The organism is Streptomyces sp. NPDC088400 (genome assembly GCF_044753355.1).
In the GTDB taxonomy this organism is placed as follows: Bacteria; Actinomycetota; Actinomycetes; order Streptomycetales; family Streptomycetaceae; genus Streptomyces.
This window is the reverse complement of sequence record NZ_JBIVMZ010000015.1, coordinates 24,825-39,353: the sequence shown is the minus strand read 5'-3', so window position 1 is coordinate 39,353 and position 14,529 is coordinate 24,825. Positions and strand designations below refer to the sequence as shown.

At 70.1% G+C, this 14,529-nt stretch carries 15 protein-coding genes; 8 read left to right on the top strand and 7 right to left on the bottom strand.

Going from position 1 to position 14,529, the window contains the following annotated elements:
- Positions 1-49: 49 nt before the first annotated feature.
- The 4 genes from ligA to ACIQD6_RS30175 form a co-directional block, all read right to left on the bottom strand.
- On the bottom strand, positions 50-2,257 hold the full coding sequence (ligA, locus tag ACIQD6_RS30190; RefSeq protein WP_401888507.1) for an NAD-dependent DNA ligase LigA: 2,208 nt from the start codon (positions 2,255-2,257) through the stop codon (positions 50-52).
- 53 nt (positions 2,258-2,310) lie between these two features.
- Positions 2,311-3,336 carry a methionine synthase gene (locus tag ACIQD6_RS30185; RefSeq protein ID WP_401888846.1) on the bottom strand — a complete coding sequence of 342 codons (1,026 nt, stop codon included), beginning with the start codon at positions 3,334-3,336 and terminating at the stop codon, positions 2,311-2,313.
- A 65-nt stretch (positions 3,337-3,401) separates the two neighbouring features.
- Positions 3,402-4,091 carry an SDR family oxidoreductase gene (locus ACIQD6_RS30180; protein ID WP_401888505.1) on the bottom strand — a complete coding sequence of 230 codons (690 nt, stop codon included), beginning with the start codon at positions 4,089-4,091 and terminating at the stop codon, positions 3,402-3,404.
- A 112-nt stretch (positions 4,092-4,203) separates the two neighbouring features.
- Entirely contained in the window at positions 4,204-4,743 is a 540-nt protein-coding gene (locus ACIQD6_RS30175; RefSeq protein ID WP_401888503.1) for a TIGR00730 family Rossman fold protein, read from the bottom strand.
- A gap of 118 nt (positions 4,744-4,861) precedes the next feature.
- On the opposite strand from ACIQD6_RS30175, the gene ACIQD6_RS30170 reads away from it, so the two are divergent.
- Together ACIQD6_RS30170 and ACIQD6_RS30165 are read left to right on the top strand one after the other, a co-directional pair.
- Positions 4,862-5,197, top strand: coding sequence for a DUF427 domain-containing protein (locus ACIQD6_RS30170; protein WP_401888500.1), 336 nt, complete (start codon positions 4,862-4,864; stop codon positions 5,195-5,197).
- Positions 5,198-5,262: 65 nt separating this feature from the next.
- Positions 5,263-6,039, top strand: coding sequence for an alpha/beta fold hydrolase (locus tag ACIQD6_RS30165; protein WP_401888497.1), 777 nt, complete (start codon positions 5,263-5,265; stop codon positions 6,037-6,039).
- Positions 6,040-6,091: 52 nt separating this feature from the next.
- Here the strand turns inward: ACIQD6_RS30165 and ACIQD6_RS30160 are convergent, their stop codons facing one another.
- Positions 6,092-6,634: an ATP-binding protein gene (locus ACIQD6_RS30160; protein ID WP_401888494.1), complete on the bottom strand. Its 543-nt coding sequence runs from the start codon at positions 6,632-6,634 to the stop codon at positions 6,092-6,094.
- 297 nt (positions 6,635-6,931) lie between these two features.
- On the opposite strand from ACIQD6_RS30160, the gene ACIQD6_RS30155 reads away from it, so the two are divergent.
- A complete protein-coding gene (locus ACIQD6_RS30155; protein ID WP_401888492.1) occupies positions 6,932-7,786 on the top strand; it encodes a helix-turn-helix domain-containing protein in 855 nt (284 codons plus the stop codon).
- 6 nt (positions 7,787-7,792) lie between these two features.
- Positions 7,793-7,999, top strand: coding sequence for a DUF397 domain-containing protein (locus tag ACIQD6_RS30150; RefSeq protein ID WP_401888489.1), 207 nt, complete (start codon positions 7,793-7,795; stop codon positions 7,997-7,999).
- A 32-nt stretch (positions 8,000-8,031) separates the two neighbouring features.
- Here the strand turns inward: ACIQD6_RS30150 and ACIQD6_RS30145 are convergent, their stop codons facing one another.
- The gene (locus ACIQD6_RS30145) at positions 8,032-8,976 is read right to left on the bottom strand and encodes a helix-turn-helix domain-containing protein (RefSeq protein ID WP_401888486.1); all 945 of its coding nucleotides are present in this window, start codon (positions 8,974-8,976) and stop codon (positions 8,032-8,034) included.
- A gap of 166 nt (positions 8,977-9,142) precedes the next feature.
- Between ACIQD6_RS30145 and ACIQD6_RS30140 the strand changes: the two genes are divergently transcribed.
- The 3 genes from ACIQD6_RS30140 (at position 9,143) to ACIQD6_RS30130 (ending at position 12,274) form a co-directional block, all read left to right on the top strand.
- Positions 9,143-9,868, top strand: coding sequence for an alpha/beta fold hydrolase (locus tag ACIQD6_RS30140; RefSeq protein ID WP_401888484.1), 726 nt, complete (start codon positions 9,143-9,145; stop codon positions 9,866-9,868).
- A gap of 262 nt (positions 9,869-10,130) precedes the next feature.
- Complete coding sequence (locus ACIQD6_RS30135; RefSeq protein ID WP_401888483.1) at positions 10,131-10,670, top strand: hypothetical protein; 540 nt, start codon at positions 10,131-10,133, stop codon at positions 10,668-10,670.
- A complete protein-coding gene (locus ACIQD6_RS30130; protein ID WP_401888480.1) occupies positions 10,667-12,274 on the top strand; it encodes a M48 family metalloprotease in 1,608 nt (535 codons plus the stop codon). Before ACIQD6_RS30135 ends, ACIQD6_RS30130 begins: the two co-directional genes overlap by 4 nt.
- Positions 12,275-12,375: 101 nt before the next feature.
- Here ACIQD6_RS30130 and mnmA read toward each other — a convergent pair whose 3' ends face one another.
- Positions 12,376-13,503, bottom strand: a complete 1,128-nt coding sequence (gene mnmA, locus ACIQD6_RS30125) for a tRNA 2-thiouridine(34) synthase MnmA (RefSeq protein ID WP_401888477.1) — start codon at positions 13,501-13,503, stop codon at positions 12,376-12,378.
- Positions 13,504-13,810: 307 nt separating this feature from the next.
- Between mnmA and ACIQD6_RS30120 the strand changes: the two genes are divergently transcribed.
- Positions 13,811-14,470: an N-acetylmuramoyl-L-alanine amidase gene (locus ACIQD6_RS30120; RefSeq protein ID WP_401888844.1), complete on the top strand. Its 660-nt coding sequence runs from the start codon at positions 13,811-13,813 to the stop codon at positions 14,468-14,470.
- Positions 14,471-14,529 lie beyond the last annotated feature (59 nt).

Sequence of the window (14,529 nt, the reverse complement as noted above, 5' to 3'; positions counted from 1 at the left end):
GCGGCCCGAATTCGACGCTGTGGGCATGGCGCGTCGCGCCGCTTCTCCGCTACTCCTCAGGAGTGAGCGCGACGTCCTTCGCCGCGTCAGGACCCTGCTCCAGCAGGACGGTGAAGCCCTGTTCGTCCAGGACGGGCACCTTCAGCTGCATCGCCTTGTCGTACTTCGAACCCGGGTTCTCACCGACCACCACGAACGCGGTCTTCTTCGAGACCGAGCCGGCCACCTTCGCACCGAGGGTCTGGAGCGCCTCTTTCGCGCCATCTCGCGTGTGCCGCTCCAGCGTTCCGGTGACCACGACCGTGAGACCCGCCAGCGGACGCGGCCCTTCGTCCTCGCCGGCGCCCTCCTCTTCCATCCGGACTCCGGCCGCGCGCCACTTGCGCAGGATCTCGCGGTGCCAGTCCACCTCGAACCACCGGGTGAGGGAGGCGGCGATGATCGGCCCGACGCCCTCGACGGCCGCCAGCTCCCCCTCCGTGGCCTGCTCGATCCGCTCGATCGAGCGGAACTCCCTGGCCAGCGCCTCGGACGCGACCGGCCCCACATGGCGGATGGAGAGCCCGGCGATGATCCGGGCCAGCGGGCGCTCCTTGGCCGCCGCGATGTGCTCCAGCATCGCCAGCGCGTTCTTCCTCGGCTCACCCTCCTGGTTGGCGAAGACCGTGGCGATCTTCTCCTCGCCGGTCTCGGGATCCCGCTTGGGCAGCCCGCTGTCCGAGTCGAGGACATACGCCCTGATGGGCAGCAGCTGCTCCATCGTCAGATCGAAGAGATCGCCCTCGTCCAGCAGCGGAGGCGTGTCCGGCTCCAGCGGCTTGGTGAGCGCGGCGGCGGCCACATAGCCGAAGTTCTCGATGTCCAGGCATTTGCGGCCCGCGAGATAGAAGAGTCTCTCTCTCAACTGTGCCGGGCAGGTGCGGGCGTTGGGGCAGCGGAGGTCGATGTCGCCCTCCTTCATGGCCCGCAGCGCCGTACCGCACTCGGGACACGCGGCCGGCATCTCGAATTCGTACGCGTCCTCGGGCCGCAGGTCCACCACCGGGCCGAGGATCTCCGGGATGACGTCACCGGCCTTGCGCAGCACGACCGTGTCACCGATCCACACGCCCTTGGCCTTCACCACGTCCTGGTTGTGCAGCGTGGCGAACTCCACCTCGGATCCGGCGACCGTGACGGGCTCGACCTGCGCGTACGGCGTGACGCGCCCGGTACGGCCGACGCCCACCCGGATGTTCACCAGCTTGGAGTTGACCTCCTCCGGCGCGTACTTCCAGGCGATGGCCCAGCGCGGGGCGCGCGAGGTCGAGCCCAGCCGGCCCTGGAGCGGGATCTCGTCGAGCTTGACGACCACGCCGTCGATCTCGTGCTCCACCGAGTGGCGGTTCTCGCCGAAGTACGCGATGAACTCCCGGACGCCCTCGATGCCTTCGACCACCTTGTTGTGCTGGGCGGTCGGCAGGCCCCAGGCGCGCAGCAGGTCGTACGCGTGCGAGAGGCAGTCGATGTCGAAGCCCTCACGGGCCCCGATGCCGTGCACCACCATGTGCAGCGGGCGGGTCGCGGTGATCTTGGGATCCTTCTGGCGCAGTGAACCCGCCGCCGCGTTGCGCGGGTTGGCGAACGGCTTGTCACCGGCTTCCACCAGACGTGCGTTCAGCTCCTGGAAGGCCTCCATCGGGAAGTAGACCTCACCGCGGATCTCCACCAGGTCGGGGATGTGCTCCCCCTCCAGCCGGTGCGGGATCTCGGCGATCGTACGGACGTTGGGCGTGATGTCCTCGCCCGTACGGCCGTCGCCGCGGGTGGCCGCGCGGGTCAGCCTGCCATGCGCGTAGGTGAGATTGACGGCGAGTCCGTCGACCTTCAGCTCGCACAGGAAGTGATAGCCGGGGGCTCCCACCTCCTTGGCGACGCGGTCGGCCCAGGAGGCCAGCTCCTCGTCGTCGAACGCGTTGTCCAGAGACAGCATCCGCTCGCGGTGCTGGACCGCCGTGAACTCCGTCTCGTATGCCCCCGCGACCTTCTGGGTCGGCGAATCGGGCGTACGCAGCTCCGAATACTCCTCCTCCAGCGCCTCCAGCGACCGCAGCAGCGTGTCGAACTCGGCGTCACTGACGACGGGCTGGTCCTTCACGTAATACCTGAAGCGGTGCTCCTCGATCCGCTCGGCGAGTTGGGCGTGCCGCTCCCGCGCCTCCGCGGGCACCACCGTCCGCTGTTCACCAGCCACCGTTACGTCCTCCCGATTCACCATGACCCGTCACCGGCCCCTCATCCGACTCGTCGCCGACCCGGAACCCGGGATCGTCACTCAGGGTTGTCCGCGAGGGATCTCGCGGCCCTGACGCAGTGCGCCAGTGCGGCGTGCGCGTAGGCGGGTGAAGCACCCGCGAGCCCGCACGACGGCGTGAGCACCAAGGACTCGGCCAGAGTCCCCGGATTGAGCCCCAGCCTGCGCCACAGCGTCCTGACACCCATGACGCTACCGGCAGGGTCTGACAATGGGCCGTCAGTGCCCGGCACGATTCCGGCGAACAGTTTCGTACCGCCCTCCACCGCCTCGCCGATCGTCTCCTCGTCACGCTCGGTGAGCAGACCGAAATCGAACGAAATCGCTGCCGCGCCCGCCCGCCTCAGCAGCGCGAACGGCACGTCGGGCGCGCAGGAGTGCACGACCGCCGTCCCCTCGCTCAGCGCGGTCACGTCCCGCAGCGCGCTCTCCACGACCTGTCGGTCCACCGCGCGGTGCGTGCGGTAGCCGCTGGCCGACTTGATGTGTCCGCGCAGTACGGCGGTGAGGGACGGCTCGTCGAGCTGGAGGACCGGTACGGCGCCGGGCACCCGGCGCCGTACCTCCGCGAGGTGCGCGGTCAGCCCCTCCACCAGCGACGCGGTCAGATCCCGGCAGGCTCCGGGATCACTCAGCGCCGACTCGCCGTTGCGCAGCTCCAGCGCGGCGGCCAGGGTCCACGGCCCGACGGCCTGGATCTTGAGCGGGCCCTCGTACCCCTGGGTGAACTCCTCCAGCGCGTCGAGGTCCTCCCCCAGCCAGGACCGGGCCCGCTTGGTGTCGCGTCCGGGACGGTCACCGATCCGCCAGCCGCTGGGCTCCACGCGCGCGTAGACCTCGACCAGCAGCCCGGCGGTCCGGCCGATCATGTCGGCGCCGGGGCCACGCGCGGGCAGTTCCGGCAGATACGGGAAGTCCTCGAAGGTCCCGGTAACGGCACGTGCGGTCTCACGGGCGTCGCCGCCGGGCATGGAGCCGACGCCGGTGGCGGGGCCCCAGACGGGGCGCGCGCTGCCGTTGTCCCTGGTCAGGTCCTCGTGCATGGCCCGGCCGCCGTCCTCGGTCCCGTGGTCGCTGGTCCGGTCGTCGTCCCCGGTCCGGTCGTCGCTCATCGGCCCGGCCGTACGGTCATGTCGTCGATCTGCGCGTCGCGGGGCAGGTCGAGCGCCGTGAGGATCGCCGTCGCCACCGACTCGGGATCGATCCAGCGGGACGCGTCGTACTCCTTGCCCTCCTGCTGGTGCACCTTGACCTGCATGGGGCTCGCCGTACGGCCCGGATAGACGGAGGTCACCCGGACGCCATTGGGCTTCTCCTCCTGGCGCAGCGCGTCGGCCAGGGCCTTGAGGCCGTGCTTGGACGCGGCGTACGCGCCCCACTGGGCATTGGCGTTGAGCCCGGCGCCCGAGTTGACGAAGATCACTTGCCCGCCGGCGACGCGCAGTTGGGGCAGGACGAGCCGGGTCAGTTCGGCCGGGGCGATCAGGTTCACATTGAGCTGGCTGTGCCAGGCCTTGGGAGTCAGCTCCCCGATCAGCCCCAGGTCGACCACGCCCGCGATGTGCAGGACGGAGTCGAGCCGGTCCGGGAGGGACTGGTGGGACAGCGCCCAGGACAGCCGGTCGGGGTTGCCGAGGTCGCCGACGAGAGTACGGGCGCCGGGAAAGCCGGCGCCGAGCTCCTTGGCGCGGCCGGCGTCGCGGGCGAAGAGCAGCAGGTCGTCGCCGCGTTCGTGCAGCCGGCGCGCGACAGCGGCGCCGATGCCGGAGCCGGCACCGGTGATCAGATGGGTAGCCATGCGGTCATGGTCGCATCACCGCAGAGCGGCGACCGCACACCGGTCACCGGGCATCGCTTCACCGCATGCCGGTCACCGCACGTGCGGTCGCGCGGTGATCACCGTGCACTGATCACCGCGCGCCCACGGACTCCTCCAGGTAGGCGAGGGCGCCCACGCCGTCCTCCGCGAAGAAGACCAGGTCGGTGAGCGGCAGCGGCAGGAAGCCCTCGCTCTCCATCCGCTGGAACTGCTGCTTCAGCCCGTCGTAGAAACCCGCCGTGTTCAGCAGCACCACGGGCTTGGCGTGCAGGGCGTGCTTCTTGAGCTCCAGGATCTCGGTGGCCTCGTCCAGCGTCCCCGTACCACCGACCATGATCACGACGGCGTCGGACTTGGCGAGCAGCAGCGCCTTGCGCTCGGCGAGGTCCTTGGCGACCACCATCTCGTCGGCGTTCGGCCGGGCCACGGCGCCGAGGAATTCCACCGAGACCCCGACCAGCCGCCCGCCGGCCTGCTGCACGCCGTCGGCGACGACCTTCATCAGCCCGCTGTCGGACCCGCCCCACACGAGGGTGTGGCCGCCCTTGCCGAGCAGCTCCGCGAATTCGCGGGCGGGGCGGGTGTAGCGCTCGTCGAGGTCGGCGGCGGAGAGGAAGACGCAGATATCCATGGGTCAACGGTACGGGCGGGAGCGGAAGCGGGAAGACGGCGTGGCGGATCGGTGCTGAACGGTATAGGGCACTTGAGTACGTGATGACGTACGCGAGAAGAGACTTCCGAAAGGACGAGTGACCATGGCCACCGGACACCGCATCACGGTCGAGCAGGGCACGGAGCATGTACGCGTCGTACGCGACGGGCAGGTCCTGGCGGACAGCCGCACCCCGCTTCTGCTGCGCGAGACGGGCTGTCCCGTCCGCTACTACCTGCCGCCCGAGGACGTACGCACCGATCTGCTGACACCCTCCGAGAGCAGCACCCACTGCCCGTTCAAGGGGGACGCTTCCTACTGGTCGCTGCCCGACGCCCCGGATCTGGTCTGGGCCTACCCCGAGCCCAAATCCGAAGTCGGCCAGGTCAAGGGGCACTTCTGCTTCTACGACACGGAGGTCGTCGGCGACTGAGAAAAACTTCCGCCGGAGAGCGATGAGTTGCGGCGAAGGCGCCGGTCTACCTCAGCATGGACAACGTGTGCAAAGTGAATTCCGCCGACGGCACCCCGATCGCCTACCGGCGGTCGGGGAACGGACGCCCGGTGATTCTGGTGGGCGGCGCGTTCAGCACGGCGGAGTCGGAGGCTCCGCTGGCAGAGTTACTCGCGCCGCGCTTCGAAGTGATCACCTACGACCGGCGCGGGCGCGGCGCCAGCGGTGACACCGCCCCGTACCTGGTGCGACGAGAGGTCGAGGACCTGGCGGCCCTGATCGCGGAAGTGGGCGGCAGCGCCTCCCTCTACGGCATCTCGTCGGGCGCGGCCCTGGTGCTGGAGGCGGCGACCGCCGGGCTGCCGATCACTCAACTCGCCCTGTACGAGCCCCCGTACGTCACCGATCCGGCGGTCCTCCCGGAGAGCGCGGAATACACGGAGCGGCTGACCTACCTGCTGGCGCGGGGGCGGCGGGACGACGCGGTCGAGCTGTACCTGTCGGTGTCGGAGACGCCGCCCGAGTCGATCGCGGGGATGCGACGGGCGCCGACGTGGCCGGGCCTGGCGGCGCTGGCCCACACGCTCGCGTACGACAACGCGGTCATGGGATCGGGCCTGGTCCCCACGGAGCGGCTGGCGACGATAAGGGCGAGGGCGATGATCACGGAGGGCGGTTGCAGCCCCGCGCCGCTGAGGAAGGCGGCGAAGGCGGTGGCCACGGCCCTCCCACGCGGCCGCCACCGCACGTTGACGGGCCAGACGCACGAGGTGACGCCGCAGGTGCTGGCGCCGGTGCTGGAGGAGTTCTTCGCGGCGTGAGTCCGAGGTCCGAGGGGGCGGGGTCGGGCGGCGAGCGACGGCCGGGTACGGGTCAGGCGGCGAGCGCGGACGCCGCGCCGGGCCCGGAGCCGGAACCGTCACCGGACGGCGGCCCTCCGCCCAGGGCGAGTTCGAACCAGATGGTCTTGCCGCCCGGTCCGTACGGCCCCTCCCCTATGGCGCAACCGCCCCACCGGTCGGCGCCGAGATCGAGGATCACCAGCCCGCGCCCGGAGTCGGCGTCCTGACGCATCTGCCGGAGATGGCGGGGCTCGGGCAGATCGGGGCTCATGTCCCAGACGCTGACGCGGAGTACGGGGAACAGCCAGTGAAGCCGGATGGAGGCCGGCCCCTTGGTGTGGCGTACGGAGTTGGTCGTCAGCTCGGACGCCAACAGCTCGGCTCGGTAGGCGAGTTCGGCCTGCCCGTGTGCGGCGAGGACGGCCCGCAGGGTGGTGCGGGCGACGCGAGGGGCGCGCGGGAAGTGGAGTTCGTACTGCCACGGGTCCGTGAACGGGGTGGGGGCGGGGTGCGCGTTCACGTCGGGAGCGAGATCGGGGATAACGGCGGGATTCGGTTGGGGCGTTGTGCTCACGAGGCACCTCCTGGGGTGCGTGTGCGTGACGTGGTGTGGGCGGGTGGAGTTGACCACTTGGTGGTGCGCACTCGGGATGACGTCGGTGGTGGCAGTGCCGGTGGCGGTCCTGCCGCCCCGGGCGGGCAGGGGCAACCGGTGCGCTTCCGCTGACGCAGCAGAGAATGGAACGGTTCATAAGTTAGAGCATCACAGCTCACATATGAGCCCAGATTCACGAACGAGTGAACGTTATTCTCACTCACTAGATCGGAGATGTCGTCGCTGTCAGACTGTTCACGCAGGAGATGAGGACAGATGACTCAACGAAGCGCCCCCACAGGTCGCCAGCGACGCCTGGCTAGCGAAATGCGCCGTCTGCGCGAGCAGGCAGGGGTTTCGATCCAAGGCGCGGCCGCCATGCTGGGCGCGGACCGATCGATGATCTCCAATATCGAGGCTGGCCGTACGGGGCTGAGCGAGGACCGTGTTCGCCAGATCGCCTGCTACTACAAGTGTCCGGACCTCGCTCTCGTCGATGCGCTGGCCGACATGACAGCAGACCGCCGAACCCACCACTGGTGGGCTGAGTATCGAGGCAAGCTACCCAACGGATTCCTCGACATCTCGGACATCGAGTACCACGCCACGCGTATCAGAACAGCACAGACGGTGCATTTACCCGGTCTGTTCCAAACCGAGGAGCACGCGCGGGCTCTCTTCGACCTCGCCGTCCCGAAGCTGCCACGTCTGGAAGTGGAGCTGCGCGTCGCGCACCGTATGGGCCGTCAATCCATTCTGGACGGAGATGCCCCGACTCCCTACACCGGGATCATCCATGAGGCCGCGCTGCGTTTGGAGTTCGGAGGCCGCAACGTCGCCCGTCAGCAGCTGCACCACTTGATCGAGGCAGCCGACCGGCCTCATGTGACGCTACTGGTCATTCCCTTCAGCGCTGGCGCATTTCACGGCGCCGGACAATCGATTCTGTACACCGAGGGAATAGTTCCGCAGTTGGATACCGTCCAACTGGATACGGCTCTCGGCGGCGACTTCGTGGACGCTCCAACGCCGCTGGCGAACTATCGTTCACTGCTTGACCTTATGGAAAGTTCGGCACTTTCGCCTGACGAGTCACAGAAGCTCATCAGGTCCATCGCACAGGATTTGTGAGAGGGAATGAATATGACCGATGGCATCTGGCAGCGCGCTTCGGCTTGCGGAGGGGGCGGCAACAACTGCGTTGAGGTGGCGGCGAACGGAGCCGATTCCGTGGCACTCCGCGACAGCATGCGCCCGGATCGAGTTGTGGCCACGAATCGGACCATGTTCCGGGCGCTCATACACGGCCTCAAGTCGGGAGAGTTCGCGCCTCCGCCCGCATGATGCCCTGGCAGGTAGCCCTCTCCTCGATGTGACTATCGATCGCCGTCGGCCACCGGCCAGCGGGCGGACTCACCGCGACTGGCATCCACACGTACCTGTTCGTCGGCTGTTGTGACTTGAGGCGCGGCCGGTGGTGTCTGCATGGCGGAGGCGACCGGAGTCTGCGTGACGGAGGCGAGGAGTGCCAGCTTGTCGGCGTTGTCCGTGCCCGCGTCCGGGTGATAGATGACGAGCATCTGGCCCGCCGTGCCGCCGATGGCCAGCCTCTCCCAGTTCAGCCGCAGGTCACCGACCTGGGGGTGGTCGATGTCCTTGGGTTCGCCTTCGCACGCAGCTACGTCGTGGCGGGCCCAGAGTTGGCTGAAGCGGGGGCTGGCGAGGGAGAGTTCGCCGACGAGCTCGATGAATCGCGGGTCGTCCGTGTCGGTGCCGACGGACTCGCGGAAGCCGGCGACCAGGCCCACGATGGAGTCCTCCCAGTCCGGATGGAGGGCCCGCTCGGCGGGGTCGAGGAACGCGTCCCGCAAACGGTTGGCCCCCACCGCGAGGCGGGGTGACAGAGCGGTCGCCAAGGCGTTCGCGGCCAGGATGTCCAAGTAGCGGCCCTCGACCCACGCGGGGAGGGGGAGCGTGGCGACGAGCTTGGCGATGCCCGGAGGGACGGTCTCCTTCCTGGGCCGGCGCCGGCGCCGCCGGGGTTCGCCGGCGCCGAGGCGCAGCAGATATGCCGTCGCGTCGTCGTCGAGCCGCAGCACGCGGGCGAGAGATTCGAGGACCTGCACGGAGGGGTTGCGGTCGCGGCCTTGTTCCAGGCGCAGGTAGTAGTCGGCGCTGATGCCGGCGAGCATCGCGACCTCCTCCCGGCGCAGACCCGGCACGCGCCGTACCCCCAGAACGGGGATACCGACCTGCTCAGGGGTGACGAGTTCGCGGCGGGCGCGAACGTAATCGCCCAGCAGGTTCGGTTGGTCGGTCATCTCTCGACTGTAATGAGCGCCGCCGCGCGCGTGCCTGGTCCTGTCACCCCCAGGATCGCGGGGGCCCTGGCTGGGGCGGAGCCCGCGCGCCAGCGTGGCCGGTGGCCCCCAACCTTCCCGTCAGCGCGGAAAGCACAGCAGGACACGCGCAGCAAGGAGCAAAGCAATGTCGACATATCTACTGGTACACGGCGCCTGGCACAGCGGACAGGCCTGGGAGCGGGTGGTCCCGTTGCTGGCGTCGGCCGGGCATCGGGTGCTCGCGCCGTCACTGACCGGCCACGGCGACAAGGCACATCTGCTCAGCCGCGAGGTGGGGCTCGACACGCACGTCGACGACATCGTCAGGCTGATCATGGAGGAAGACCTCACCGAAGTCGTACTCGTGGGACACAGCTACGCCGGGCTCGTCATCTCGTCCGCGGCCAACCAGGTCCCGGATCGGATCGCACATTTGGTCTACCTCGACGCGATGGTCCCGGAGGACGGCGAGAGCGCGGCGGATGTCATGTCCACAGCCCAGGTCCTGATCGACCGCGCCGCGAAGTCCGAGACCGGCTGGCGGGTTCCGCCGCTGCCCGAAATGCCACCGCCCGTCGGGCTGTTCGGGGTGACCGACCCGGCGGACGTCGCCTGGCTGCGCACGATGCTGTCGGATCAGTCGGTGCGCTGCCTCCAGCAACCGGTCCGGCTGGACAACCCGGCCGTGGTCACGATCCCCAGGACGCACATCGAATGTGTTGTCGGTCGGCCGGAAGGCTTTGTCCGGCGCCCCGTCCCCGCGATACAGCCCAATGGAACCCCCTCACAGGTGTGGGAACTGGCGACCGGCCACGATTGCATGGTCACCATGCCGGTCGAGCTCACCGAACTCCTGCTCAAGCTCGGCTGACCCGCTGACCCGCTGACCCGCTGACCCGCTGACCCGGTGAGCCGGTGAGCCGGTGAGCCGGTGAGCCGGTGAGCCGGTGAGCCTCCGGCCTGGGCCGCCTCGCGAGCATCAGGATCGCTCACGGACGGTCAGGAATCGCCGAATTGGGGCAAGTAACCGGATAGCCGGACCTGCCAAGCTCTTCCGTCACTACGATCCGAGCCCTACGCCTCCCGCGTCCGCCGGGCGCTCCAACCGCCCCGCCGCTTCCCAGGAGTTGCCGATGAGTGACGAACCGGTCGTCATCTCGCACGACCAGTTGGCCCGCCGGGTCGTGGCCCGGCTCGCTCCTGACGAAGCGGCGTCGTTCGACCTCATCGCCCAGCCGTATCTGGCCGATGCCACCCACGGGGAGAGGCCCGCGCCGAGTTGGGGCGGGCCGCTGGCGTCGGGCCTCGACCTGGCCGGGGCGCTCACCCCGACGGTCGTGGTGGTCAGCGGCTGGGCGATCACGGCGCTCGCGCAGGGCGCGGCGGCGGAGCTGAGCAGCAGGGGTACGAGACTCACCGGCGCCGTCCTGAACCGGTTCCGCAGGAGGTCCGGCGGCGTCCGGGCGACCGTCGTCACGGCACCGGACGCCGATCAACTCGCCACCGTGCGAGCCTCGGTGAGGGCCAAGGCGTTGGCCCTGAATCTTTCCCCCGAGCAGGCCGGGGTACTCGCGGACGCCGTCATCGGCGAACTGGCTCTGCTGAGCGGCGCCCAGGAACAACAGGAGGAGCAGGAACAGCAGGAACAGGAACGGGAGCCTCCACGGTCATGAGCGAGAGCGGCATGCGCGAGCACGCGGCGAGCGGGAGGGGCACCGCGCCCGTCGACGTACGCGCCTTCCCGTCCGAACTCTCGCTGCTGCTGGCCCTGCTGGCGGCGAGCGTGTTGACCAACGACTTCTTCTTCGCCTACTGGCTCGCGAGCCTCGGGACCCCGGCCGGGACCGGTGAGGTCTTCGGCACCCTGTCGAACCTGAACCAGGTGGTGGCCCCGGGCCTCGTCGCGTTCGCGCTCGTCTCCCGGCTCCGGATCCGGCGGTGCGTACCGCTGGACGAAACCCCGTTCCACGAAGCGCATCGGACCGTACAGCAGTTGGTCGGCCGGGCGGGACTGCGCCCCGCGCCGAAGCTGCTGGTGGGGCGGCGGCTGCGGTCGGGGGCCCACGTCGCGGGCCCGCCCGCGCGGCCCAGCCTCGTACTGGGACCCGAACTGCTGGCGCTCCACGACAAGGGCGGGGAATCGCGCAGGATGTTCGAGGTGGTGGTGCGGCACGAGATCGCGCATCTCCAGGCCAAGGACATCTCGCTGTACTTCCTGATGACGCTGCTTCGCTGGTCGAACGTGTACGCCGGCCTCTTCATGGTCTTCGCCCTGACGCTCGACCTGGGCAACGGCTTCATCTCGCGAACCGCGCTCCTCCTCGTCGTACTGCGGGTTCTCCTTCTCATGACGCTCGGTGAGTTGATCGCCCGCGCCTTCCTGCGCCTGCGCGAACACCACGCCGACCTGCGAGGCGGGACAGCCGACCGGGACGCGCTGATCGCCGCGATGCGCGCGGGGACGGCAGGCGCGGCCAGCGGGCGCCTCGGGGCCTGGCTGCGGCATCATCCGCTGGGCGCGGAGCGGCTGGGGGTGGCGCAGGCGCCGGGCCGGATTCTGGCGTCCTCGCCGGGGCGGCTGTTCCTCGGGGCGACGGTCGCCGGTGTGCTGTTCGAGACGCTCCAGGACATGCTGCGGCGTATGACCGACGGGGAGAGTCAGCGGGCCACGCCCATCCTCTGCGGGGTGGTCGTGGGGACGGCGCTCACGCTGTTCCTGGCCTTCGGGGTGTGGCGCCAGCACTGGTACGCGGGCGGGACCGGCCCCGTCCGTCTCGCCGTGAGCGCGGCCGTCCTGTCCGTGGGCGTGGTGGCGGGCACCCGTATCGCGCTCTACACGGAGGTCTCACTCTTCAGCGAGGCCGGGGCTCCTCTCGCCCCGTCGCTCCTGGCCGCGCTGTTCTGCGGCACGCTGCTGCTCTGCGGCTGGATCGCCGCGCTCGGAGCGGTCTGGTACCGGCGCGACCCTCGCGCGCAGCGCATGCCCCGGTTCCTGGCGCTGGCCGTGCCCTCGGTGTGCGTGGTGGGCGGATGGGTCTTCGCGCTGCTGTGGACGTGGGCGGCGCGCCTGCAAGGCGTTCGGCTCGGATGCGCGGCGGAGGAGAACAGGAGCGTCGCGATCTGTATGTCCCCCACTCCGGAGCGGGACATCGCCGCCGGGGTGTTCGAGACGTTCGGGCCGGGGCCGGTGCTCGTACTCGTCGCCGTGGTGGCCGTCGGCGCCCCGTTGCTGGCCCGGTCGCTGGCCGGGCGGCCGGACGTCGTGCCGGGGTTCTGACGGCGCCGCCGACCCGCCCGCACGCACGCACACGCCGAACTCGGCCCGTCAGCTCGGCGGATCCAGCAGGCGGGCTCGGCGAGTACGGCAGGCGGACAGGCTCAGCGCGCGAGCGCTCCCGTACGCCGCTCCGTCGTCGCGATCGTCGCCGAGCCGACCACGCGCGGGCCGTCGTACAGCACGATCGCCTGGCCCGGGGCCACGCCACGGACCGGCTCGTCGAAGCGGACGTGGAGCGTGCCGTCCGTCAGCTCAGCCGTCACCGTCGTCTCGCCGCCATGGGCGCGCAGCTGGGCGGTGTAGTCGCCGGGGCCGGTGGGCGCGGTGCCGCACCAGCGGGGCTTGATTGCGGTCAGGGCCGTGACGTCCAGCGCGGCGGCCGGGCCGACCGTCACGGTGTTGTCGACGGGCGAGATGTCCAGGACGTAGCGCGGCTTGCCGTCGGCGGCCGGGTGGCCGATGCGCAGGCCCTTGCGCTGCCCGATGGTGAAGCCGAACGCGCCGTCGTGGCTGCCCACCTTCGTACCGGACTCGTCGACGATGTCACCCTCGGCCCGGCCGAGGCGGTCGGCCAGGAAGCCCTGGGTGTCGCCGTCCGCGATGAAGCAGATGTCGTGGCTGTCGGGCTTCTTCGCCACGGCCAGGCCCCGGCGCTCCGCCTCGGCGCGGATCTCGTCCTTGGTGGTGAGGGTGTCACCGAGCGGGAACATGGCGTGGGCGAGCTGGCGCTCGTCCAGGACTCCGAGGACGTACGACTGGTCCTTGGCCATGTCGCTCGCCCGGTGCAGCTCGCGGGAGCCGTCCCGGCCGGTGACGACCGTCGCGTAATGGCCCGTGCAGACCGCGTCGAAGCCGAGCGCGAGCGCCTTGTCGAGCAGCGCGGCGAACTTGATCTTCTCGTTGCAGCGCAGGCAGGGGTTCGGGGTGCGGCCGGCCTCGTACTCCGCGACGAAGTCGTCGACCACGTCCTCGCGGAAACGTTCCGCGAGATCCCATACGTAGAACGGGATGCCGATGACATCGGCGGCACGGCGCGCGTCGCGGGAGTCCTCGATGGTGCAGCAACCGCGCGCACCCGTACGGAAGGACTGCGGGTTCGCGGAGAGCGCGAGGTGCACTCCGGTCACGTCGTGGCCCGCCTCCGCGGCTCGGGCGGCGGCGACGGCGGAGTCCACGCCGCCGGACATGGCGGCGAGCACGCGGAGGGGGCGCTGGGAATTCTGAGTCATAGCTCCACCAGAGTACGGCCCGGTGGGAACCAGAGTCGCGCGAGTTGGCGTTGACGATCATATGGACGAAAAAACGCGGGACACGGCGGGCAGCGGCGGGGGCCGGCGCCGGCGCGTTCCCACGGACACCCGACCCGACGACCCGACGGACAGCGGGCCGGACGGCCGGGCGGAGGGCGGGCCTGGCAGCCGGACGGAAGGCGGATCGCACAGCCGGACCCGACCGGCCGACGGCAGCGGCAGCGGCAGCGGCAGAAGGAATCGCGCGAAGGCTCGCGGAACGGACGACCGGACAGGTGGCCGCCGTATCGGGCGGCGGGTCGTACTGATCGGCGGTGCCGCCGCGGTGCTCGGCGGCGGTCTGGCCGCGCGGGACGAGATCGGCAGGCTCTGGTGGCAGGTGCCGGGCGTCGAGAAGCCCCGCAAGGAGGGTGAACTGGATCACGCCGGCGCCACCTGGGTCGCGGCCTCCCCCGCGAACTACCGGCGGGCGGACCGCCCGGAGGACTTCACCATCGACCGCGTGGTGATCCATGTCGTCCAGGGCAGCTACGACGTGGCGCTCAAGGTCTTCCGCAATCCGGCCCATGGCGCGGCCACACACTATGTGGTCGGCAAGAAGGGCCAGGTGGCGCAGATGATCCGCGAGCTGGACGTGGCGTACCACGCGGGGAACCGCTCCTACAACGAGCGGTCGGTCGGCATCGAGCACGAGGGCTGGGTGGACAAGCCCGAATCCTTCACGGACGCGATGTACCGCTCCTCGGCGCGGCTGACCGCGGGGATCTGCGCGCGGTACGGGATACCCGTGGACCGCGAGCACATCGTCACCCATGCGCAGGTGCCGGGCACCGACCACACGGACCCGGGGCCGCACTGGGACTGGGACCGGTACCTGAAGCTCGTGGGCGAGGCGCGCGCGGGACTGGACACCCGGAAGGCCAAGGAGAAGAAGGCCGCCACCTGAGCCGGTCCGGGCGCGGGCGAGGTGCGCGGACCGTGCGGGCGCGGTGTGGGCCGACCGTC